The organism is uncultured Gardnerella sp. (assembly GCF_947280595.1).
Taxonomy (GTDB): Bacteria; Actinomycetota; Actinomycetes; order Actinomycetales; family Bifidobacteriaceae; genus Bifidobacterium; species Bifidobacterium vaginale_A.
In genome coordinates this window covers 1-25,319 of the sequence record NZ_CAMYOS010000007.1, presented here as the reverse complement: position 1 = coordinate 25,319, position 25,319 = coordinate 1, and the positions used below count along the sequence as shown (strand labels likewise).

At 39.9% G+C, this 25,319-nt stretch carries 17 protein-coding genes and 1 tRNA gene; 2 read left to right on the top strand and 16 right to left on the bottom strand.

Annotation, left to right across the window (positions count from 1 at the left end):
• Positions 1–105: 105 nt before the first annotated feature.
• On the top strand, positions 106–1,647 hold the full coding sequence (gene radA / locus Q0X59_RS03360) for a DNA repair protein RadA (RefSeq protein ID WP_297643181.1): 1,542 nt from the start codon (positions 106–108) through the stop codon (positions 1,645–1,647).
• A gap of 77 nt (positions 1,648–1,724) precedes the next feature.
• Here radA and Q0X59_RS03355 read toward each other — a convergent pair whose 3' ends face one another.
• From Q0X59_RS03355 to nusA, 5 genes are all read right to left on the bottom strand, one after another.
• Positions 1,725–3,002 carry a riboflavin kinase gene (locus Q0X59_RS03355; RefSeq protein ID WP_297643235.1) on the bottom strand — a complete coding sequence of 426 codons (1,278 nt, stop codon included), beginning with the start codon at positions 3,000–3,002 and terminating at the stop codon, positions 1,725–1,727.
• 75 nt (positions 3,003–3,077) lie between these two features.
• A complete protein-coding gene (gene truB, locus Q0X59_RS03350) occupies positions 3,078–4,145 on the bottom strand; it encodes a tRNA pseudouridine(55) synthase TruB (protein ID WP_075524013.1) in 1,068 nt (355 codons plus the stop codon).
• A gap of 9 nt (positions 4,146–4,154) precedes the next feature.
• Positions 4,155–4,787, bottom strand: coding sequence for a 30S ribosome-binding factor RbfA (gene rbfA, locus Q0X59_RS03345; RefSeq protein ID WP_103042860.1), 633 nt, complete (start codon positions 4,785–4,787; stop codon positions 4,155–4,157).
• 2 nt (positions 4,788–4,789) lie between these two features.
• Complete coding sequence (gene infB, locus Q0X59_RS03340; protein WP_297643178.1) at positions 4,790–7,903, bottom strand: translation initiation factor IF-2; 3,114 nt, start codon at positions 7,901–7,903, stop codon at positions 4,790–4,792.
• A gap of 256 nt (positions 7,904–8,159) precedes the next feature.
• Positions 8,160–9,215, bottom strand: a complete 1,056-nt coding sequence (gene nusA / locus Q0X59_RS03335) for a transcription termination factor NusA (protein ID WP_297643176.1) — start codon at positions 9,213–9,215, stop codon at positions 8,160–8,162.
• A 237-nt stretch (positions 9,216–9,452) separates the two neighbouring features.
• Here nusA and Q0X59_RS03330 point away from each other — a divergent pair, with 237 nt between their 5' ends.
• Entirely contained in the window at positions 9,453–10,571 is a 1,119-nt protein-coding gene (locus tag Q0X59_RS03330) for a hypothetical protein (RefSeq protein ID WP_297643174.1), read from the top strand.
• Positions 10,572–10,638: 67 nt separating this feature from the next.
• Here Q0X59_RS03330 and Q0X59_RS03325 read toward each other — a convergent pair whose 3' ends face one another.
• The 11 genes from Q0X59_RS03325 to rbsD all read right to left on the bottom strand — a co-directional run bounded on the left by Q0X59_RS03325 (position 10,639) and on the right by rbsD (position 25,092).
• Complete coding sequence (locus Q0X59_RS03325) at positions 10,639–16,200, bottom strand: sugar-binding protein (protein ID WP_297643171.1); 5,562 nt, start codon at positions 16,198–16,200, stop codon at positions 10,639–10,641.
• A 990-nt stretch (positions 16,201–17,190) separates the two neighbouring features.
• A tRNA-Ser gene (locus Q0X59_RS03320) sits at positions 17,191–17,277 on the bottom strand.
• Positions 17,278–17,494: 217 nt separating this feature from the next.
• Positions 17,495–18,394 (bottom strand): tRNA pseudouridine(38-40) synthase TruA, encoded by a 900-nt coding sequence (gene truA / locus Q0X59_RS03315; protein WP_297643169.1) that lies wholly within the window; start codon positions 18,392–18,394, stop codon positions 17,495–17,497.
• A gap of 32 nt (positions 18,395–18,426) precedes the next feature.
• Positions 18,427–19,920 (bottom strand): Mbeg1-like protein, encoded by a 1,494-nt coding sequence (locus tag Q0X59_RS03310; RefSeq protein ID WP_297643233.1) that lies wholly within the window; start codon positions 19,918–19,920, stop codon positions 18,427–18,429.
• A gap of 324 nt (positions 19,921–20,244) precedes the next feature.
• Entirely contained in the window at positions 20,245–20,691 is a 447-nt protein-coding gene (rplI, locus tag Q0X59_RS03305; protein WP_075524020.1) for a 50S ribosomal protein L9, read from the bottom strand.
• 16 nt (positions 20,692–20,707) lie between these two features.
• Complete coding sequence (gene rpsR / locus Q0X59_RS03300) at positions 20,708–20,956, bottom strand: 30S ribosomal protein S18 (protein ID WP_004105399.1); 249 nt, start codon at positions 20,954–20,956, stop codon at positions 20,708–20,710.
• A gap of 87 nt (positions 20,957–21,043) precedes the next feature.
• Positions 21,044–21,628: a single-stranded DNA-binding protein gene (locus tag Q0X59_RS03295; RefSeq protein ID WP_075524021.1), complete on the bottom strand. Its 585-nt coding sequence runs from the start codon at positions 21,626–21,628 to the stop codon at positions 21,044–21,046.
• 231 nt (positions 21,629–21,859) lie between these two features.
• Positions 21,860–22,156 (bottom strand): 30S ribosomal protein S6, encoded by a 297-nt coding sequence (rpsF, locus tag Q0X59_RS03290; protein WP_075524022.1) that lies wholly within the window; start codon positions 22,154–22,156, stop codon positions 21,860–21,862.
• 167 nt (positions 22,157–22,323) lie between these two features.
• The gene (locus Q0X59_RS03285) at positions 22,324–23,340 is read right to left on the bottom strand and encodes a ribose-phosphate diphosphokinase (protein WP_075524023.1); all 1,017 of its coding nucleotides are present in this window, start codon (positions 23,338–23,340) and stop codon (positions 22,324–22,326) included.
• A gap of 212 nt (positions 23,341–23,552) precedes the next feature.
• A complete protein-coding gene (locus Q0X59_RS03280) occupies positions 23,553–24,608 on the bottom strand; it encodes a ribokinase (RefSeq protein ID WP_296156388.1) in 1,056 nt (351 codons plus the stop codon).
• 88 nt (positions 24,609–24,696) lie between these two features.
• Positions 24,697–25,092: a D-ribose pyranase gene (gene rbsD, locus Q0X59_RS03275; RefSeq protein WP_103042853.1), complete on the bottom strand. Its 396-nt coding sequence runs from the start codon at positions 25,090–25,092 to the stop codon at positions 24,697–24,699.
• Positions 25,093–25,319: the final 227 nt, after the last annotated feature.

Sequence of the window (25,319 nt, the reverse complement as noted above, 5' to 3'; positions counted from 1 at the left end):
TCTCACAGTGCGATGACGGCAAATAAATACAATTCATTACATATAAAAACACAAAACATTACAAATGTCTTGACAAATGTCTTGAAAGACATATAGCGTCTAAGCATGGCTGGAAAATCTACAATTCATTATCTTTGCTCTCAATGCGGTTGGAGCGGACTAAAATGGTATGGACGCTGCCCAGAATGCGGAGAATGGGGAACTGTAAACGAATTTCATGAAGCGCGAATTATAGGCGTTTCTAAAGCGTCACAATCACGTAGATCTACTACTCGCACGCAAACGTTCAACATGCAAAACTTAAATACTAAAAGAACGCAAAACAACCAAAGTCAACAGAACAATCTGAATCAAAACAACAATCAAAACAAAGCAGAGAATAACTATTCTTTTAACAAGTTTGAAGCACAAAACTACTCTGATAACAACTTCATAGCACAGCCAATCACACAAATTCAAGCGAACGATAACATGAGATTATCAAGCGGATTTGAAGAATTCGATCGCGTTTTAGGAGGCGGATTAGTTCCAGGATCAGTTACACTAATAGCTGGCGAACCCGGAATTGGAAAATCGACTTTATTACTTGAAACAGCTGGAAAAGTAGCTAAAAAATCAGAAGTTTCAAAATCTAAGCCAGTTTTATATATTTCAGGAGAAGAATCTGCTGAGCAAGTTAAACTAAGAGCTTCTAGAATCAACGCTATAAACGATTACCTTCTTTTAGCATCTACTACAAGCCTAGACGTAGTTCTATCTCTTATAGAAAAATATCAACCAGAATTAGCAATAGTTGATTCCGCTCAAACGATTGTTTCACAAGATGTTGAAGGTATTACAGGTGGATCAACTCAAGTTCGAGAAGTTGCGAGCGCACTTATTGACGTAGCTAAATCTTATTCAATTCCTGTACTTCTAGTTGGACATGTCACTAAAGATGGCTCAATAGCAGGTCCTAGAACATTAGAACACTTAGTAGATACAGTATGCCAGTTCGAAGGTGATTCTCAAACAGCTTTGCGCATGCTCAGAGCTGTTAAAAATCGTTTTGGACCAACTGATGAAGTTGGATGCTTTGATATGAGCGGAGAAGGCATTGAAGAAGTTGTGGACCCTTCAGGGCTATTTTTATCTTCTCAAGAAAATAACACAGAAGGAACTTGTGTAACAATGACTTTAGAAGGGCATAGAAGTTTGCCTATTGAAATACAAGCTCTTGTTACTAACTCCGCACTTCCAACACCTAGACGAGCTGTTTCAGGAGCAGATGCGAATCGAATTGCAATGCTTACAGCAGTTCTATATAGACATGGTCATATAAATCTTTTATCTCAAGACTTATATGTTTCAACAATCGCTGGAGCAAAAGCAAAAGAACCTGCATGCGATCTTGCAATAATCGCAGCATTAGCGAGCGCAGCTAAAACTAAGCCTGTTATAGATAAGACTTGCGCAATTGGAGAAGTAAGCTTAAACGGACAAATACGATCAGCATCGCGCATTGAACCTAGACTTCGAGAAGCCAAGAGAATTGGATATAAACGCGCAATCGTATGCAAGATGAGAAAAAAGCCTAATATACAAGGATTGGAAATAATCGAAGTACATTGTATAAAAGATGCTTTAGAAGCATTGGGATTAAGCTAGTGAAACTATTTTTCGACTATAAAAGAGAATGTTAAGTCTTGCATAATCAAATATTTTTATGCAAAACACTCTTTCAGCTAAACAAGAGAATCTTGAGTTTCACAATCTTCTTTGCTTATAAGCTCTTCTACTTTCGCAACATCGTTCTTAAGCGTATCTTTTAATTCATCCAATGAGCTGAAAGTCATTTGAGGACGCAAGAAATGAGCAAACTCCAAACAAACTCGATGCCCATACAAATCTTTCCACTCATCAGTTAAAGCATAAGCTTCTACTGTATGTTTTTGCTCACCATCAGAGGCAAAAGTTGGCTTTGAACCAATAGAAATCGCTGCTTTAAAACGCCATGGAGAACGCGCTCCCAAATGCAATTCATCGCGGCGCAACAAGCTTGCAGTTGGAATAACATCCGAAGAATTATTTTCTTCACTATCAGAAGCACCAACGCCTTTAACAGCATCAGAATCTAAATCAATAAGCCAACCTGCATAAACTCCGTCTGAAGGAACATATCCATCAATAGTTTCACCTAAATTAGCAGTTGGGAATCCAAGCTCACGTCCACGCTCATCGCCATGAATTACTGTTCCTTCAACACGATGCGGCTGATACAAAATTTCAAAAGCTTCTTTAACACGCCCAGTTGCAAGCATCCAACGTACATTCGTAGAACTCCAAGCGCGAACCTTTTTATTTTGCATTCCCTTACTCCAAGCACGATATTCAGCTTTATTCATACCGTCTGAAGGATTTGATGGATCGCCTATTTCTTGTGGAGATTCACGAACAATAGGATCTGGAACTCGAACATCTCCTGGACCATAATCATCAACAACAACTAACTCAAAAACGCCTGTAGCGCGAGCAAGTTCTCCAATAGTGTGAATATTGCCAGAACGATGAGCACCAAGCTCAGCATCCTTGCCTAAAACTAATGCGCGCATACCCAACTTGCCAACAAGCTGTCCCAAGAAGAAACGATACGATTTTGCAGCAAAAGCTAAACTGTAACGCACTACAAGAACATGATCCACGCCCAAATCTGCCATAACTCGCAAACGCTGACGCACGCTGCTCAAAGCTTGATCGTCAACAGGAACAGGACTTTCAGAATCACCAAAGTCGTCATATTTATCTGGATTATTATGCACAGTACTAGGACGTGGATTAAACATAATCACAACAGAAAAAGCACCATTGCGATGCGCAATATCTACTGTTTTGCCAATAATCTCACGATGCCCACGATGCATGCCGTCAAAAGCTCCAATCGTAACAACCGACTTACGCTCAGCACTTAGCGTTGGCCAATTGATCATACCGTTAGCATCTGGTCGAATATCGATGACCTTCATCATACCCCTACTATCACGTTCACTGTTTATCACGACTAGCCACAAAATCATCGTATAAAGTCATGATCTTATCCACTATTTGTCTAGTTTACCAGTCTTCTGTGTTGCCGGAAATACCACAACAGGTTTGATTTGCTTATATTTACTATTTTTTGCAATTTGAAGCACTGCTACAACGTCACAATCACCAGTTTTTTCGTGCTTTACATATGCGATTGCAGGATACGTTTGACTATTTTCAATCGTAATCCAGCGCCCAAAACGCAAATCTTTAGCTTGACTACTATCAACTTCAATCAAAGGAAGAGTATATTTTGCACTCTCTATCATACTTATGCAATATTTATTTATATCTTTACTTTCATCAAAATTAGATTCAGGAACAGCTTTAAAGCGATGTTGTAAAACGCCATCTCGATCTTTAAATTCATGAGTTTTAGCACAAAGCTTCAACACGCGAGCATCTTTCACAGAAAAATCGCCAATACTAGTGCGTCTTAATTTTATTAAATGTCCTCCAACGCCAAGCAATTGCCCTAAATCACGAGCTAAAGCGCGAATATACGTACCGCTTGAACATGAAACATTAGCATGCAAATCAAGTACTTTTGCACCACTTAAGCCTGTAGAAAATTGCGGATCAAATAATGAAAAATCGCTAATAACTACTTCCCTAGGCTCTAAATGTACTTCTTTACCTTCACGAGCCAAATCATATGCGCGCTTACCGTTGATTTTAATTGCAGAAAATGCTGTTGGAACTTGCATAATAGTTCCAAGAAAATTCTTAGAAACTACAGACTGTAATTCTTTAAGAATTACAGAAGAATCTTCTATTTTGCAAATTTTTTCAATGCCATCACAAGAAATTATCTGCCCATCAGCATCGTCAGTAGTAGTTGATTCGCCAAGACGAATAACAGCTTCATATGATTTATTATGACCGAGCAAATAATTCAACAAGCGCGTAGCATTACCAAATCCAATAATCAACAAACCTGTTGCTTGAGGATCAAGAGTTCCAGCGTGTCCAACACGTTTTGTGTGTAAAAGGTGTCGGACACACGCAACTACATCATGACTAGTTACATTCTTAGGCTTATCAATAAGAATAAGACCTGAATCTGCTGCTTGATCACTCATTAGAGAAATCTAGTCCAATTCGCTACTATCTAACTGTGAGTCTTCAGCAGAATCTTCATAGTCTTCAGCAGAATCTTCTGAATCCTTAGAATCTTCTAAGCTTTTAACAGACTCCTCAGAATCATCAGACTCAGACTCGTAAGAATCCTCAGAATCGTAGGACTCATCAGAATCATCAAACTCATCCTCATCCTCAAAATCCTCTACTTCGCGAGGCTTTTTATATGGATCAGCTTCCCACGCATATTTAGCGTTTTCACGAGCTTTAGCTAATTCTTTATCTCTCGCGCGCGCAGTAACCAAAATATCTTCAATTTCATGCGCTTCGCTTGGCACTTCATCGTAGATAAATTGCAATTGCGGAGTCAAACGCAATCCAGCTTTAGCTCCAACCAAAGAACGCAAACGTCCGTGAGCCTGCTGTAAAGCCTGGGAAGCACGCTGACGCTCCCCCTGCTCTTTACCAGAATGAGAAAGCTGAGTCCAATAAACCTTCGCGATTTGCAAATCATTTGTAACGCGTACTTCTGTAATAGTTACATTAGAAAGACGCTTATCATGCAAATGCGACTCCATATTAGAAGCAATTACACGCTGTATAAGCGCAGCAATTTTAGCTGCACGAGGATTAGTTCCTGCCATAATTACTTACGCTCAATCTGTTTCATCTCAAATGTTTCGATTATATCGCCAAGCTCAATGTCATTGAAAGTACCAAGGTTAATACCTGCTTCGTAACCTTCTTTGACTGATTGAACATCGTCTTTGAATCTACGCAAGCTGGAAATCTCCAAGTCGTTGACTGTTGCAACGCCATTGCGCAAAATACGGCACTTCGTACCGCGCTTGACTTCGCCGTCTTGGACCATAACACCTGCGATATTTCCGAACTTGGAAGAGCGGAAGATTTCGCGAATCTCTGAATGTGAAGTAACAACCTCTTCAAATTCTGGCTTAAGCATACCCTTCAAAGCAGCTTCAATATCTTCAATAGCTTTGTAAATAACAGAGTAGTACTTAACTTCCACGCCTTCGCGCTCAGCCAAGTCTGCAACTTGACGATTTGGACGCACATTAAAGCCAATAATCACAGCTTTATCAACTGTTGCCAAGTTCACATCGTTCTGAGTAATTGCGCCAACACCTCTGTGAATGACTTGAATTCCAACTTCCTCAGAGACTTCAATCTTCATCAAGGAATCTTCCAAAGCTTCAACAGAACCAGAAGAATCACCCTTAATAACGATATTCAGCATATCAACTTCAGACTTAGCGAACTGTTCTTTAAGGCTTTCAAGAGAAACAACCTTACGGCGCTTAGCAAGCTGAGCAGCACGCTCAGTAGCTTGACGCTTCTCAGCAATTTGACGAGCAGAACGATCATCTGAAGTAACTAAGAACAAATCACCTGCTGTTGGAACAGAAGTCAAGCCGAGAACCTGAACTGGAGTTGATGGAGTTGCATCTTGTAAGTGATTGCCGTTTTCGTCAAGCATAGCGCGAACGCGACCATAAGAAGTACCAGCAACAATAGAATCACCAACATGAAGTGTGCCTTGCTGAACAAGAACTGTAGCAACAGCGCCACGACCTTTATCTAGTCGAGCTTCAATAGTTGCACCTCTAGCGTCCATATTTGGATTTGCTTTAGGATCAAGCTCAGCATCTGCAGTAAGCAAAACTGCTTCAAGAAGTTTATCAACATTAGTGCCTTGCTTTGCAGAAATGTCAACAAACATAGTGTCGCCACCATAATCTTCAGCAACTAAACCATATTCAGTGAGCTGACCACGCACCTTTTCAGGGTTAGCTCCTTCAACATCAATCTTGTTTACAGCAACAACAATTGGCACATGAGCAGCTTGAGCATGGTTAATAGCTTCAACTGTCTGAGGCATAACGCCATCATCTGCTGCAACAACCAAAATTGCAACGTCTGTAAGTTCAGCACCACGAGCGCGCATAGCAGTGAACGCTTCATGGCCTGGAGTATCAAGGAATGTAATCTTACGAGGTTTTCCTTCAAGATTCACAGTAACTTGATAAGCACCAATACGCTGAGTAATACCACCAGCTTCGCGAGCAATAACATTCGACTTACGAATAGTGTCAAGCAAACGAGTCTTACCATGATCGACATGGCCCATAACTGTAACTACAGGAGGGCGAGAGTAAAGATCATCATCTTCTTGCAATTCTTCTTCATCTAAATCAATGTCGAATTGTTGCAAAAGCTCTTTATCTTCTTCTTCAGCGGAAACAATGCTAATATTCCAGCCAATTTCTTCACCCAAAATTTGGAATGTAGACTCATCCAAAGATTGTGTAGCAGTAGCCATCTCACCTAAGTGGAAAAGCACTGTTACTAAAGCAGCTGGATTCACGTTGATTTTTTCAGCTAAATCAGAAAGCGTTGAACCTTGACGTAAACGAATAGTAGCGCCATTACCAGAAGGAATACGAACACCACCAATCACTGGTGCTTTAAGCTCTTCATATTCACGGCGTTTCGCTAAACGATTCTTACGAGCTTTAGAAGATTTTCCGCCTTGACGACCGAATGCTCCTGCTGCTCCAGCTCTGCCACGACCACCACGCGATGGTCCACCATTTGGAGCACCTGCAGCTGCTGCTTGGAATCCTGCTGCTGCTTGTGCATTTGCAAAGCGAGATTCATTACTAGAAGTCTGACGAGAATTTGCGCCACCTGAAGAATGAGAACGGCGTGAACCACTCCACTGACCTTGACGTGATGATCCACCTTGAGCACCTTGACCTTGATTTTGACGTGCTCCTGAACGACCGCGACCGCGACCATTGCCAGCTCCCTGACCGCCCTGACCAGGTTTGCCACCGCGACCATTTTCTGATGATGGACGCGACATTGGATGAGGACGAGGAATATCTCCTGGAGTAGGAGCATGCATTCCTTGCTTTCTGCTGAATGGATTGTTACCAGGGCGAGGAGTACCAGAATTTGCTCCGTGAACTTGATGAGGACGCGGACGTGGAGGCATTTGGGAAGAATCTGAAGAATGGTTCTGGCTTTGGTTCTGACTTTGACCAGATTTTCCATTACGGAATCCAGAACGTGCTGACTCATGACGTTCACTACGTCGATCGTTATTATTTGCACTTCCAGCTGAATTAGAATTATTACCAGAAGTATTTACACTTTGATGAGAACGATTTCGAGCGCCAGGCTTAGGAGCTGAAGACTTTTCAGACTTTTCAGACTTTTCACTTCCGCTATTAGCGTGAGAATCATGATTTTCAACGTGTGAATTAGCACTAAGCTCACTTTTAGCTTGCGACTTTGAAGATTCTTTAGACGATTGCTTAGATTGTGACTTTGAGGAAGACTTATCGCTCTTAGAATCGCTCTTAGAATCGCCAGCTTTAGTAGCTTTAGAATCTTTAACAGCTTTAGCAACGTCAGCGTCCGAATTATCACTTGTAACTTGCTTTTTCTGCTCACTTTGCTTAGATGAAGAATGTGACGCAACATTTGTAGATGAGCCTTTTGCAGAAACAGAATCATTTGCAAAATCAGCTGCTTTATTATTCGAAGGTTTTAGTGTAGCACTTGCATTATTGTTATCGGATGCAAACGCCGTCTTCAAACGGCGTGCTACAGGGGCCTCAACAGTTGAAGAAGCAGATTTTACAAATTCTCCCATGCTCTTCAAACGCTCTAACACAGTTTTACTGTCTACACCAAATTCTTTGGCTAGTTCGTACACGCGCTTTTTTACCACTCAGTGTTCTCCTCAGTCTGTGGCAGCGCGAATATTTACGCAGCCACGTTATATTATTGCGAGCTTTTTATATATTATCGTGCGATATTTTACCTTGCGATATATCATCGTGCGACCATGATTTTGTACCTCGTTTACAGCTGGACTGCAGAGTCATCCACATGCTTAACAACTCACAAAGCAACTTGTTAAGCAATTTGCCCAGATTCCAGCTAATAGCATACCGGAAACGTTGGATTCCGAAGTTGCTAAAAATTTACTTATTTGCTAAAGAATCAGCTTGAGCTAATTTAGCAGCCTCAACTTTCTTAGCATGTTCTTCAGCAGATTCAACGCCAATCTTCCAACCAGTCAACTTTGCAGCTAAACGAGCATTCTGACCTTCTTTGCCAATCGCCAAAGAAAGTTGTGCATCGTGTATATAAGCAATAGCAGTCTGATTCTTTTCGCTTATAACAGTTACTTGAGTTGCAATAGCTGGAGAAAGAGCAGCCGAAACAAATTTTGCAGGATCTTCAGACCAATCAACAATATCGATCTTCTCTTGACCAAGATTTTCCATAACAGCACGAACTCGAGCGCCGCCAGGTCCAATTAAAGCACCTTTAGGATTTACTCCATCAGCATTCGCGCGAACAGCAATCTTAGTTCTAGCACCAGCTTCACGAGCAATAGACATGATTGAAACAGCTCCAGAAACTAGCTCTGGAACTTCACGCTCAAACAAACGTCTAACTAAATCAGGGTGAGATCTAGAAACAACTATTTCTGGGCCACGCAAACCACGAGCAACATTTACAACGTAAACGCGAATGCGTTCTCCGTGACGATAACGCTCACCAGGAACTTGTTCTCGGCGAGGAAGAATAGCCTCAACATCTCCAACAGCAACGTGAATATTTGCAGAATCCTTGGAATCTTGCTGAATTATACCGTTAATCAATTTGCCTTTTTGACCGGAAAAAGCTCCAAAAACTCTATCATCTTCTGCTTTACGGAAAAGCTGACTAATAACTTGTCGCGCAGTAGCAGCAGCAAGACGACCAAAATCATGAGGAGTGTCGTCATACTCTTCTCCAAGAGTTGGCGAAGGATGAGGATTATCTTCCGTAGGAACACCTGGAATCTCATCTCGTGCCCATACAACAAAAGTGCCAGCGCGCTCGTCTAACTCAACGCGAGCATGCTTAGCAGGATGCGAAGTTTTCATATATGCAAGACGCAAAGCCTCGGCGAGTGCCTCGTCCAGCTCTTCGGCATTTATCCCCTGCTGTGCCGCAAGCTGATGCATTCCCGCCAAATCCAATTCCATCGTGCACGTCCTCTCGTATATTTCATTTATAATTTCAGTTTTTGTTATCTTATTTAATTATTTAAGTTATCTAAATCAATCAGATAATTATCTAAACCAATTAGATAACTTTACGCAATTTTATTAAGAAAATCACGCTAATTAGACCATTATTTAACAAATATTCTTAAGACTCTCAATTTATTGAAAATCTCAAGGCTGCTAATTGGTCACACTGTTTGCCTATTCTATTAGATTATGCAGACACTTCAGGATTTCTTGAAAATCACAAAAAACATATGCAAAACGTTGATTTACATAGCATTATGCATATGTTTAACTGTTAACTTATCTGCATGCAAATCTGTTCGTATTGACAATCAAGCACTTGAAACTTCACAAAAAGAGTTGGAGTTATGCAATAAAATTTATTCGATTGCAAAAAGAAAACAAAAGATTGTAGATAGCGAAAACAGCGGAACAGATAACAGCAAAAGCGTCAGCTCAAGCAAAGACTCAAGCAACAACAAGAGCGAAAACACAAGTAAAGACAGCAGCAAAAATAGCAGCTTTGGTAATAAATCTAAAGGTAAAATAAGCGAATCAATTAAAGATTCTTTTCTTAAAGAAACTGCAAAAGCATGGCAAGAAGTCGCAATCCAATGCGATACAAAATTTGCAGAAGCAACAATAAAAAATGCACAAATAATGCTTAAACTTTCGCAAAAATCAAACAATTCATTCAACAATTCATCAAACAAAATAAATGATTACGCTAAAAACGAAGAAATATCTGCTATTAAAAGCATTCGAGAATTTACTCATAACAATGAAAGTTTGAGATTGTCGCACGATCCTTTAGCTCAAGCAGCTGCAGGCGAAGACAGGCTTGCGTTTATTTTACAAACTTTAGCAGCTAAGAATTTAGATAAAAAATTGATTAAACTAAGCGATAATATCGCCAGCATATCAAATATTTTTATGCACATTGCAGGAAATGGCGAAGATGTGCGAAAGAAGACTTATAACATGCCAGTTGATGCACTATCTTCTGGAAAAACACGCGATTATACTAGCACAAAAACTTTAGACATTGCTGCGATCACATATATGGAATGCGCTCGAGAAGAACTTCTAGCTTTTAATACAAGTATGTATATAACTGCTTATAACAGTAAAAACGAAGTCGAAGAAAGCGATAACAGCGAAGAAGAAATCAGCAACAAAAGCGAAAACAAAAGCTTAAACGAGAAAGACATAGTCAATAAGTTCAAGCGAATACTTATAAAATTAGTTACTTCAAGGCTTCTTCGCGCATACTCACTCGGATACCCTACAGGCGAATCTTCAAGCTTAACTTATAAGTCTTCTAAATAAAAAATCCTCGTTTACAATCCGAAGATTATAAGCGAGGATTTTAACTTGCGCTTTTTACTTCACAATCTCACTTATTGCTGTGACGTGAGATTCCGCGACGCTTTGAAACGAAGATTGCGCCTGCAGCTATTGAAATCATAGAAGCAAACATAGCAATCACAGATACATTGCTGCCAGTCTTACTGAGTTTCTTAGACTTTAGCAACTTCTTTAGCACATCAGCGCGAACTTTAGCTGCAGCAGCTTTTGCATCTTCCAAAGCTTTACGAGCAGTTTTAAGCTTTAATGTTGCAGCATCAACTTGAGCTTGAGTGGCTTGAGGATCTTCATAAACTTTCTTAGCTTCTTCTAATGCTGCATCCAAATTAGCTTGAGCTTGAGCAACTTTAGAATCTGCTTCCTTAACTTCTTTAGAATCCTCAACAGCTTTCTTAATAGCATTAGAATTACCTTCGCCAGATGCATTGTTAGAAGACGTGCCGGAAGTACCAGCATTGCCATCTTTAATATCTGACTCAGTGCTATCAATTTGCAAGTTCAACTCACTCTTGTCTACTGTTGTTGGCTCAGAATCTGAAACGCCAGTGCTGCCACTATCTCCAGAACCTGAATTAGATGGAGCAACGCCTTGCAGAGCTTTGCGAGCAGCTTGAAGATTTGCAAGAGCTTCATTAACAGCTTTTTGCTTTTCAGCTTGAGTCTTTGGCTTCTGCGCGTCACCTTGAGATGGATCTTGTTGCTGATTATCGCTAGTCAACTGTTCGATGAGTTTCTTAGCAGCTTTCAGAGCGTTATTATAAGCGTTCTGCTTTTCTTGAGAATCATACTTATACGCATCGGAAGAAGTAGTTGCAGATTCTTGATCAATCTCATTTTGCAAATCAGTTGTGTCAACGCCGTCAAGAGCTAAGCGAGCTTTAACAAGCTTTTCAAGAGCAGCGTCAATCTCCTTTTGCTCTTTTGATTCATTCTCTGCAGTAGAAATATCAGCTTTAGCAGCTTCCTTCAAAACTGTTTGAGCTTCACCCAAAGCCTTGTCAAACTCAGCTTTCTTTTCTTTAGAAGAAGTGTTGTAAACAGGATTGCCCGGCTTTGCAGGATCTGCAGTAGCATCTGGCTTGTAGGTATTATCGGAGTCAATCTCAGCTTTAAGAGCATCAGTCTTAAGACCTGCGCTCTTTGCATTAGGATCAATAGCGCGCATTGCTTTAAGAAGATCGTCATACAAAGTATTGACTTCATCAGCGCTCTTATCAGCACCCTTATCTGCTGTAGTTAGAGTTGTTGCATCCGAAAGATAATCATCGAAAGCTTTCTTCTTATTCTGATCTTCTTCAGAAGTAGTTGGCTTAGAGTAGTTGCCACCTTGCTCATTCTTAAAGTCGTTTGCTTTCTTCTCCAACTCTTCAAGATGAGCCATAGCATTATCTGTGTTTGCAGCTTTAGCGAGCACATCGTCAATGTCGTCAGAAGTTGAGCCGTCATCGTTCTTGTGATCAGAAGCATCAGTATCTTTGAGAATTGCCTTAAAAGCATCCTTCTGAGCATTGTTTAAATGCTTGAAGTTGTCAATAGCTTGCTTAGCATCATCAATCTTCTTAGCTTTCAAATAACGGTTAGCAATACCAGTTGGGTCACCAAGCTTATCAGCCTTGTTGATTTTGCCAATAGCTTCTTGCTTCTTATCTTCAGGCAAGTCACTTTCATTGATGCGATCAATCTGTTCCTTCTTCTCTTTTTCAAGAGCAGCAGCATTATCGTTGGTGTTACCAGAAGCATCGTGCTTTGGCTTAGCAGCTTCGATTGCTTGATTTGCAGCGTTTATGGTTTCGTCTTTCACGCTTTCAAGAGCAGTCTTGATTTGAGAAGGCTTAGTTGCTTTCTTAACAGAAGATTCAGCATTATCAATTGCTTGAATAGCAGCATCGTACTTATCTTTAGCTTGTGTTTGCTGATCAGGAGTCAATGCGTCATAAGCATTTTTAAGCGCATCTTTCTTCTCTTCAAGTTTCTTTGTTGCAACATCTTTTGCTTTCTGCGTGTTTTTCACATTAGCATTCTTTGCTGCATCTAAAGCTTTGCGAATATCATCTGCAGTGGCAGTAGAATCTTGCAACTTACCATCAAGTGCTTTGAGAGTAGAATCTTCTTCAGGAGTAGAGCCCAGCACGCTGTTAAGAGCAGCGTCCTCATCGTGAGTATCTGCAGTATTTACATCAGCACCAGTACCGTGATCAAGGAAGTAAAGCTGTTTAGCTTCCTCTTTAGCTTCTTTCTTAACACCCTCAAGTTCATTGCGCTTCTTAGCTTTATCGAGAACAGTGTTTACACCTGCAATGTCAGTTGCAGAAGTAACCTCACCCTTAAGAGTATTCTTCTCTTCCTCACTCAAATTAGGAAGATCATTGATTGCTTTTGTAGCAGCTTCTTTAGCAGCTTTAAGCTCCTGATCCTTCTTTTCCTTTCCACCATTCTTGTTATCGTTAATGGTTTGCTGAATATTAGGATCAGTTGTGTTGTTCTTATTCTCATTGCCTTTATCATTTGCAGCTTTAAGAATATCCTGAATAGCAGTCTGATTCTTAGCATCATCAATCTGCTTCTTGTAATCTTTCTTCTGTTCAGGAGTCAGATACGGATTCTTATCGATAATCTTCTTCGCATCCTCCTTCATCTGCGCCAAAGCGTCTGGAGTTGGAGCAGGTTCAGGAGCAACAGGCTTCTTCTTGTAGAGATCAGTTGCAGACACTGTAAACAGAACAGTATCGCCATTCTTGAAGTCAACGCTCTTTCCGTCACCGTTAATAGAAACAGTAGTAATGCCATATGTTACCGTATCAGAATTAAGCTCCAAGCAGGAAGTACCAGCTTTTGGAGTCCAACCCTTACCTGTTAGCGTTGCGCTGTTTGCATCAAAGGTAAGACTATCAATCTTCTCGGTTGCGCTACTATCCTCGTAATTGGCTTTCAGGAATTGCTTAACTGCAGCTTGGAAATCATTATCAGTCGGTTGCGCAGTTGGATTACTAACCTCGTACGGATTTGTATTGTACTTATACTCCGCCTTCTTGGCATCAGTAAGCTTGCGAATAAGCTCACGAAGAGCCTTTTCGTCATTCATGCCGTTGATAGTGTTGTCACTAGCATCAATACCAGCGCGCTTCAAATCGTTGTCTGTTACACCACTGTTTTTCTTTGCATCGCGAATCTTTTTAGCAAGATCCTTCAAATCCGAAACAGTGTGATCAATGCCACTAGCATTCTTCTTAACGTACAACTCGCTCGCTGGAACAGTGAATAGAGTCTTCGGACTACTATCTCCCTTTTCGTAACCTTGTACTTCTAAGACTCCCTTATCACCAATATGAATAGTAGCTACACCATTATCGTCATTCTCACCTTTAACGAAACGTTGTAATCCTTGAGTACCTTCTACAGGTTTTATACCTTCAGGCAATACATATGTTTCAGTAACTGTAAGATCATTCGTTAAATCTTTGCCGTAGTTAGACTTAACAAACTGCTTCAAAGCCTTTACCCAATCTAGAGCGTTAGCGGTATCACCTTCATATTCTACAGGCTGAACTTTGTACTTATATTGAGTCTTTCCTTGTGGATTATGTTCAGTTTCCTTAGGAGTTTGCATACCAGGTTTCTGCTTAAAGAACATACCCATTGGATACTTGGCATTTTCGTATCCAGTTGCCTTAAATGTGATGTAGCCTATACCGTTTTCAACACTATATTCAACGCTATCAATGGCTACTTTTGTATTTGGATTCTTAGAATCCTTACCACCCTTTGCTTTCAATACGCCTTTAATAGAATCAAGTTGCGTAGAATTATTAGTATCTGTTAAATCCGAGTCCTTCATATTGAATGGATTAAAATTAACAGAAGTAGGTTTAACCGGCAAATCAACCGTGAACGTCTTCTTTTCTTCAGCTGGCTTTGGAGCAGGTGGCTGAGGAGTTGGAGCAGCAGGCTTCTTAGTTAAGAATTGCCATGAAGGAATTGCGCTAGTAGAACCATCAGCCCAAGTAATGATAGCGTTCTTAAAACCATCATCAAATGTTACAGGAGTTGCACCATTCTTCTTTGCATTATTGTAAACATCCAAGTCAGCGTTTGCTGTGTCGAAAGCGTCAGTAACCTGTTTCTTTTCTTGTTCACTTAAGCTTGAAAGATTTTCAACCTCAATTGGAGAAGGCACAACGTAAGGAGCCCAATCAGCGATAGTTGCACCTTGATACACCAAAGATGAATAAGGAACTGTGATTGTAGAGCCATCAGTATAAGTAATAGTAAGTTCATGCTTGGTGTTGTCAAACTTATAGGCTTCAGAATCATTAGTCTTAACTTTATTAAGGAAGTCTTTGTCTTTATTAGCTTTCTTAAATCCGTCAATAATCGCCTGCTGATCCTTATCACTTAAACTCTTAGGATTTACAACGCCAATCGGAGCAGGGTATACAGGTGGGAACTTAACGTTATCTTTTTTATCTTCTACTACAAGCAACTTTCCAGGCATTGTAATCGTTGTCTTGTCATGGAAAGTAAGAGTTGCAGTACCGTCTTTAGCTACATCAATCTTTTCAAGAAGCTCTGTGAAATGATTTGTGTTTTCATTAGCTTTCTTAATAGCGTTCTCAACTGAAGTCTTTTCATTACCATTAAGTTCATTAGCATTAACAACAGTCGTCAAAGATGGATATTTAACGTTCTTCAAGCTGTCTGCAATCTTTGGAGCGCGATGAATCTGACCAGTAGCAATATGCCAATTACCAGCAAAACGGTAAACACCAGCAGCAAAACGAAGCGGATGCTCATCACGGTTCTTCCATGCTTCATCCTTCAACTCTGCAACGTAAGTCATCTCATAGAAGCGCTTACCTGCAGACTCCCAATCAATAAACATTCCTTGCATGCCCTTAGATGCAGCATAAAATTCTTCCCAATTTCCTGCAGTATTACCATCGTAACCTTTGTTTTGACCGCCATCTATTCCAAGTAGAGTTTTCAAGCCGTTCATAGACTTAAGCTTGCTTGGATCTTCAACGTAGAATCTGGAAATACTCTTCCAGTCCTTTGCGTCTTTGTAGTGCTTAGTTACGTTATCACTATCTTTTTTAATACCCGGAGCAGAAGGCTGCGAAGTAGAAGGCGTTCCTGCATCTGTATACTTCTCAAAACGGCTGTAGATAATATTGTGTACGTCAGTTAAACCAGCTGGAACACCATACCACCACATTGGACGGAATGCCCATCTATCAAATGAATTATCTTTAGAATTAAGATTTGCAACGTACTTTACGCGTACAAACTTGCCAAGAGGATCTCGGTTCTCATCTTTATCAGCATCTTCTTTGTTGCTGTAGTAATGAACTTCAATTTTAATGCGGTTTTTACTATAATCCGCGTCAGACTTGTAACCGTAGTAAATGTTTCCGTCAGGCGCTACATACCCATCAGCATATGCAAGCGAAGGAGAAATGAATACCCCCCCCCCAAGGACCATTGCACCTGCAAGCATCGCAGCGCACACACTCTTAGAAAGTGGCGCATAAGAATTCTTTTTTGCAATTTTTTGTAAATCAACAAAATTATTGATATTCACATTCCTCTTCATTTTTCTTCGCTCCGTTTATTCAACTGTTGCTGCCGTTTTGCATAAAACTAAAGTAACAGAAATATCGTTTGTTCTCATTTTTTGACATCCATAATTAGCGCAAATGCTAGTTTTTCGCATCATCTTTCGCATCATTTTTTCGCAACACAACGTGCGCAAACTACAGATATACGTTGTGTATAATACCAAAATATTCATAAATTTCAAATTATTTATACAGTGATTTTCATCACTAAATTTGTTATAACAACATCACCAGTGTGTTTTATGTTATTTACACATGATTATTCATTTACTCCCCCACTAAACACCCCGTTTGTAATCAAAATAATAGTTTAGTTTACAGAATTTTCCTATTTGTTGTTGCTGAGCTCTCGGAGTTTCTCTCATCGCAAGATTTTTACATTGCTCTAAGAGAAACTCCGAGAGCTCTTTGCATGTTTAGTCTTTTAATCTTCGGTTAATCACTGAGATTTTTCGATTTTTCTTCTTCATTCGATGAATCACCATCGGGCTGCGAATCGACCGAGATTAAAGCAGCATAGTGCGCTTTAAGCTCCCTCGATGAGTGAGCTGGCACAGAGAGGAAGTCCAGTGGACTTCCCTGCCAGCGAAGTGTTGAGATGTTACTGCGCGCGCGATAAAAAATGGCACTAAAGATCTCATTCAGTGCGAAAAATCTTAAATCTCTGCCTAACTAATAGCAAAGCGCGTCTGGCAAATAAATTCACACATAAAATACTAGTGAGGGATGGGTGTTGCTTGGTCGAACAATATAAAAGTGGAGCGATTCTAAATAAATTCCAACATAATCCAATCCTGTTGGGAATAAAAAGTTAAATTAAAAATCTAAATACTAGTAACACAAGCATAATGACAATGTACCTCATAAGAGCGTAACGTCTGTGAGACAAGTAACAGCCATTACTCACTAGTATATATATATATATATAAAAAGGGCTTCTAGCCGATCGCCAGAAACCCTATTCGCGGATGAAGCGAGATTTGAACTCGCGGAGGGCGTAAACCCTCACACGCTTTCGAGGCGTGCTCCTTAGACCGCTCGGACATTCATCCAATCATTGCAATCACAAAACTGTGAGCTAAAAGCAAATGCAACTTTTCGATTATAAACCAACGTGCGAATATGCAAAGCTACCTGCGAGTTTGAGCAAATAAATAAAACCATAAAACAACCAAAAAACAACCACAAAACACTCACAACCACTCACCCAACCAGAGCAGCCAAACCAGATCACCCAACCAAATCACAAACAAAAAACTAATTAAATAACTAATTTAGTTCAGAAATATCACGGCGCGCGCGAATAGCATTAGCTCGAAGAGCTAAATCACTATCACAAGGATAAGCAACATTTTCTAAAGTCAAACCATGAGGTGCAATTGGTCCAGTTGACCCTTCTCTAACAGGATTATGAATTTTATCGTCAAACCAATCAAGAGAACGCTTCGACATGCCAATTTGCACAGAAGCATTCACAAGCGAGCGCACCATATTATGCGCAAAAGCATCTGCAACAATCGTAAACTCCAATAAACCTTGCTCTAAAGGAGGAACAAGACGATCGCAAGCGCACTGTGAGATTCTATTCCAATACGCTTTTTTAACTTCGCGAATAGTAGTACCACCAGGATTTGGCTTTGCAAAAGATCCAAAATCATGCAAACCAACCATCATTTTGGCAGCTTGATTCATGCAATCAACGTTTAACGCATAATCAACTTGTAACACAAATCCTCGCATACGCGGATCTACAAACGCAAAACCAGATCTGTCAACAATGCGATACACATACGTGCGCTCTAATGCTGAAAATCTAGCATCAAATCCATCCGGAGCTGCACTAACACGATGAATAGAAATATCTTGAGGTAAAACGTGACGCAATCTGTATTCAAGAGCACTCAAAGAATCGCAAGACATGTGACCAATACAATTTTCTAGAACATCTTGCGAAACATCTAAATGACAAACTTGGTGAGATGCGTGAACGCCTGTATCAGTACGTCCAGCAACTGTTAGACGCAAAGGATTGACTGAATCGCACTCTGGAACTCGCAAAACTTTATGCAAAGCAGATTCCAATTCACCTTGAACGGTTCGCAAATTAGGCTGTTTAGCCCAACCATAAAATCCACTACCGTCATACGCAAAATCTAAGCGAATCCTCATCAAATATCCTCATATTTTCTATTTTTTTCAAACTACTTTGATAAACCAGTGAAAGCCATTAAAACATCTCGCAATAATTCTTTAGACTTCACATCTAGATTAGAAGTTATTTGCCATAATTTAGGCAACACTTCAGACCAATGCAAAGACATCTCATCGAAAGTGCAATAGCCTAAACTAGATAACGCGTTATACACATTCTCTATTCTGCGCTTACGATCGTCAAAATCTAGTCCAGACATCCAATGATTAACTGCATTTGAAACCGCTAAAGCACGCGGAGTGACGGAATCACAATAAGCAAAATCGCCATCTTTAATTTGCCAATACATTCCAAAATGTTGCATTAAGCCTATAGATTCTGCTTGCGTAACGCGATACTTTAAAGCTGAATCCATAAGCAATCCAATGAATGCAGAAGTCGGAACAACTTTTTCAACACGCGAAGAAACATCTGAAAAAACTTCCATATTAACTACATCAGATGCAAACCCGGGACCATCCATAGAGTAAATTTTCTCAATACGACTTCCTAATTTTTTATCATTCGAATCCAACTTCATAGACGCGTAAACTGCCATATTTCCGCCTTTTGAATGGCCTGCAACAAGCAATCTAGGTATATTTGAGCGCAAGTTATAACGCTTATTTGAAGATCTTTTCGCTACAGAAGTTAAATATTCTTCTGCAGATTCTTGTGCTGGAATAGGGCAACGAAATGCCATATTGAAATCTTCCTTCCAACCAACAAGCGTATTATCAGTACCTCTAAATGCGACTACAAGCGCTCCAGAATATGATCTCTTCTTAGAAAGATTCGAGAACATAGAGGATTTTTTACCGAATAATTGCGAAATATTATGAATATTATTGAAAAGCTTTACAGCACTTGCAAAAAATCCGAATCGACTAGAATTATTAGAAATTCCAGAATCAGAAGAGTTTTCAATAGAACTAGTTTCAATAGAATCAGTTTCAGCAGAATCACTTACAACAGAGTCAGTTTCAGCAGAATCAGAGTCAACAGAGTTAATTGAATCAGAATCAGAACCTATTGCCCCAAACACAGAATCAGAACCCGTTGCTCCAGAACCAGCTACTCCAGAACCAGAACCAATCATCTTAGATCTTGCATCAAAAAACGAATCATCAATACCTTCACAATTACTTAAGTCAAAAGTAACTCCAGCAAATTGTTGTTCATGCGATTCATCAAAGCGTTCTAAAACTTCGCCAACACGCAATCCGCGATATCTAGGATTTGCTAAAACAGCCATAAGTAAATTCTTACGAAATTCATCCACTTTAGGAGAACCGCAAGAGAACATCGTTGAAAACTCTTCAGCTCTGAGTAAATCAGTAATAGGAACAGTGGATATTCCTTTTGAATCCGCACTATATAATGGCACAGATGAAGGCATACGAAGATAAGATAATTCACAAAATACAAGCGAATCAGTAGCATTAAATGGACGCTGTGCAAAAGTACGAAAATCGCTTGTAATTAAATCGAGAATATTAGGCATATTTATATGATAGTAGACTAATTGCCCATACTGTGAATTTATGATATAGCACATGAAAAAACCTCGCGCACGCTGTAAACACTTTACATACATGCACGAGGTAAATGCTTAAGATCAATCCAAATGGACTTGTCTTCTAGCTCTACTTTACACATTCGAAAAATCCAAAGAATTCAAAGAATTCAAAAATCCGGAGAAAGAATTCAAGGAATTTAACTAGTCAAACTAGAAGACTAAACACGTTTAACTACTCGAGTTATATGAAAAACCTGAATTAGATATCTAAATAAAATGTAAGACACCTATAAACACAGATTATTCAAACTACTCGGCTACAACCTTAACAGTAAAGGAAGCAGTGATTTCTGGATGCAACGTAACTGTTGCTGGGAACTCACCAGTAGTCTTAATAGCGGCAACGCTAATTGCACGAGCTTCAACTTGAGCTTTAGAAGACAAAGCAGAAGCAATCTTATCTGCAGAAATACCACCGAAAAGCTTACCGGATTCGGAAACCTTAGCAGAGATTTCTACAACAGTGCCCTCAATTTGAGCCTTCTGAGCTACAGCCTCTTCACGAGTGGCTACAGCCTTAGCAAGGCGAGCGCGGCGCATTGCCTCAATTTGTGAAGCAGCTCCCTTATTCCAAGCAAAAGCTAAGCCTTGAGGAATCAAATAATTACGTGCATAGCCAGACTTAACTTCAACAACGTCACCAGAGTGACCGAGGTTGGCAACAGTCTTCGTGAGAATAACCTTGGTTTCAGCCATGTTCTTATCCTCTCAATCAGCGACCGGTGGTGGCGTATGGGAGCAAAGCCATTTCGCGAGCATTCTTCACTGCTTTCGCGATCTTGCGCTGTTCCTGAACGGTTACACCAGTGATACGACGGGAACGAATCTTACCGCGGTCCGAAACGAACTTGCGCAATAATGCAACGTCCTTGTAATCAATTTCAGTAATCTTGGCAGCCTTCAAAGGATTTGGCTTCTTCTTGAAAGGCTTGACCGGTGGTTGCGGCCTTTTGCGTGACATAGGATGTCCTCTCTCAAATACGTTTTAACTGATGTTTTATTAGTAAATATAAGCAAATAAGCAAATTATTAAATTCCTAAACTCAATTTAGAATTCAGGCTCATCACCTGCTGCGCCAAAATCTGATGTTGAACCAAATGTTGCAAAACCATCATTTGAAGGAGCAGATGCACTCCACGGATCTTCTGCAGGAGTTACATTCATAGAATTACTGTTGGTGTTAGTATAATTCGCACCTCCAGCATAACCGCTAGAACCATTCATAGGTTGATTTGAAGAATTGGCGTTCCCAACGAAACCACTATTTGATGAAACTTTTGTGATTTGAGCAGTCGCATATCTTAGTGATGGACCAATCTCATCCACAACCATTTCAATAGTATTACGCTTAGAACCATCTTTAGCTACGTATGAGTTCTGAACTACACGGCCTTGAACAATTACTCGAACACCTTTGTGAATACTATTTACACAATGTGTTGCTAAATCGTTCCAAGCAGTGCAACGCATGAATAAAGTAGCGCCGTCCTCATATTTACCTGAATTGCGATTAAACGAGCGCGGCGTAGAAGCCACAGTAAAACTCGCTAAAGATGCGCCACTAGGCGTATTCCTTAATTCAGGATCTGCAATGAGGTTTCCCACCACTGTAAGAACCGGTTCACCTGCCATATCAGTCTCCCTTTGAATCGCAGTTGGAGAATATTTTCGACTTGCGTTTTACAAAATACAATCGATTTTCTTAAATATCACAGATTTTCTAAAGCTTTTCGCAATATACGCGATTTAAAAAATCCGTCTTATAAAATCAATGTGATTTTGTGTAATTTTACTTATTGCTTTATATACAGTTTTTATCTACAGATTTATACAGTACTTATTTATTTTTACTGTTTTTACTGTTTACTTAGCATCCTTACGAAGAATCTTCGTACGAATTACAGACTCATTAAGATTCAAAACACGGTCAAGCTCATCGCTAACAGATGGCTCAGCAGTGTAGCTCACCACAGCATAGTTGCCTTCAGTCTTGCCATTGATTTCATAAGCAAGCTTACGACGACCCCAATAATCGGCGTTATCAATAGAACCGCCCTCTTTGGTGACGAGCTCAAGATATTGCTCAGTCAACTTCTTAAGACCGCGATCATCAAGCTCTGGATCAGCAATGAACATCAGTTCATACTTATGTGCAGACATCACCCACCTCCTTCGGACTATCGGCTATGGGCTTTCCATAGCAGGAGTGTGTTTGCAAGTCGTTCACAGTAGCTTATTTGCCACACGAACAACCTGTTAAGTTTAACTTAAAGTAACGACTGTAAAAATTAGCTTAATCTAAAAGATCCAATATCCATATTTATCGCTTAATGCGCGTAAATATTCCTCTGCTTCATATCTTCAGGAAGTGCATTACGCAATGAAACGAGCGAGCCAGAACGGAATACGGATCTAATTCCAGCAGCTAAAAGCGGAGCAATAGAGAGAACTGTCATATTCTCTAAACGCTTTTCTTCTGGAACTGGAACTGTATCTGTCAAAATAATTTCGCGAGCTCCGCAATTCTTAAGTCGTTCTACTGCAGGACCAGAAAGCAAAGCGTGAGTTGCAACAAGAGTTACAGACTTTGCACCTGCTTGACGCAAAGTTCGAACAGCTTCACAAATCGTTCCGGCTGTGTCAATCATATCGTCAACAACAATACAATCGCGACCTTTGATATCTCCAATAATTCCATGAGCTTCTGCATGATTTGGACGAGTTATATCGCGCGTTTTATGAATAAACGCCAAAGGCAAACCGCCTAACTTTGCAGCCCATTGTTCTGAAACTTTAATTCTTCCAGCATCTGGCGAAACAATTGTTGCATTATCTAGCTTCATAGTATTTCGCACATAATCAATTAACACAGGCATTGCAGTTAAATGATCAACTGGACCATCAAAGAATCCTTGCTCTTGAGCAGCATGCATATCTACAGTCAAGATGCGAGTTGCACCTGCAGCGCGGAATAAGTCAAACATCAATCGCGCTGTAATAGGCTCTCTTCCTTGATGCTTTTTATCTTGGCGAGAATATCCGAAGAATGGAGCTACAACGTTAATACTTCTAGCGGAAGCTCTGCGCAAAGAATCAACCATAAGCAATTGTTCCATAATCCAATTGTTAATAGGATCTGTATGCGCTTGTAAAACAAATACGTCAGCTCCTCTAACAGGCTGAGTAAAACGCACGTACATCTCACCATTTGCAAAATCGTAAGCTGTAGTTTCTAGTACATCAATTCCAAGATATTGTGCTGTTTCATCCGCAAGTTGCGGATATGCTCTACCAGTTACCAGCATTAAGTGCTTTGTAGGATTACCTTCAAGAATCGTAGACATATCAGCCTTCCTTCGAAATTGCACATACTGGTCTTTATGTTACCAGTTGGTAAAGTCGTGAGGAAAATAGGCGATTTCAAAACGATTCAAAACGATTCGAAAGTACGATTCGAAAGTACAATTTCAAAAACAATTTGAAACGAATATAAACGATTCGAAACTATTCGAAAAGCTCAAAAAGATTCAAAGTGCTTCAAAGTAAGCTTTCAAAATCACTTGCCAAAATATTTACGAATCTCTTCTACACTTCCATATGAAGCTTGAGCGCCAAATCCAGTAGCAGCGTATGCAGACACGTATGAAGCAAGAGCAGCAGCATCGTCTAATTGCATATCGCAAGATAAGCAAGCTAAAACTGTGCCCATAAAAGCGTCACCGCATCCTGTTGTATCGACTGCTTTAACTTTTTGCGGCAGGATTCGGCAAACAGGATCCTCTTCAGCATAATTCAACACAACAGAGCCTTCTGATCCAAGAGTCACAATAGCTTCATCAAAACCGAAATCATGCATAACTTTCGCTGTATGCTCCCAGTCAAACGAATCCCAATCGCCATCTTCAGGCTCACGAATATGCAATAATTGTGCCATCTCATGTTCGTTTACAAGCAAAATATCTGAAGAATCAATTAAATCTTGAGGAATTTTATCTAAAAATGGTGAATCGTTAATCAATACTTTAACACCATTTTCATGCGCTAATTTTGCACAATGCGCAACCGTTTCCATAGGACTTTCAAAACAGAGTCCTAAAACTTTTGCGCTTGTTAAAGCAGATTTTACTGAGTCCGATTCAATATACTCAACATCTACTTTGCAGTTAGATCCAGAAGCATAAACTATTGTATTTTCGCCACTTTTAGAATCTACTGTGATTACTGTAGCTCCACTTTTAACATCTTCTACATGACGAACATGTTTTGTATCTACTCCAGCAGATTTCAAAGAATTTATAAGAAAATCAGCGTTAGAATCATTTCCGACTGCACCAAACATGCAAACGTTTGCACCAATTTTTGCAGCAGATACAGCTTGATTCCCAGATTTTCCTCCAGGAAGCACGCATATCTCATTGCCATTTACAGTTTCTCCAGGATTAGGCAAACGATCTGCCACAATCGTGTAATCTGCGTTCATTGAGCCAACTACTGCAATGCCATTTTTACGCGATAAAGCCGCGCAATCAGACTCACTATTTGCATTTAAATTTTTTACAGCCGCAATTTTACTCAAATTCTCAAGCGAGCTAAGTTCTTCGTAATGCCTCATTTTATCCCTCTAACTAAGATTTTTGCCAATAACAGCAAACAATAAAATTCAACTTAAAACAAGCGCAATTTTTCTACACAATTCACTTTTAAAAAGGCACACCACAACGCAAAATCACATTAGAATATGGCGTTGTTTCCCCACTTCTAATCACGAATTTTGCTTGAGATACCAATGCTTTGAAACCATCTTCACCATCGTGAGGAACATAAGTTAAAGGTACTGCAAATGCGTCTTTTACTAAAGATTCAGGCTCTTTTCCTAAAGCTTCTTCAGCCATCACACCAGACTCGAGCACTAAATCGCCTTTAATAGCATCCAACACATCTTTAAAACGAGGTACGCCAAATACTAGTGCTAAATCAATAACCTCAACGCCATCAGGTACAGGAAGACCACAATCTGAAATCACAAATTGATCTTTATGCCTTAATCCAGCCATAGCTTGAGCTAGTTGCGCATTCAAAACACCATGAGTAAGCATTTTCTCTCCTTAAATTATGACGTGAAAACTCTACAATTGTGCGGTATCGACAGTGATTGCCGCTTACTTTAGAATGATTAGTCTTCTTAAAAATATGGCGTTGAAAACGCTGTATCAATTTACAATCAAGCAACGATTCCAACGCCATATAATCATTTTCATATTTTTTAATTATTTTTTAATTATTTTTTAATTATTTTTTAATTATTTTTTAATTATTTTTTAAT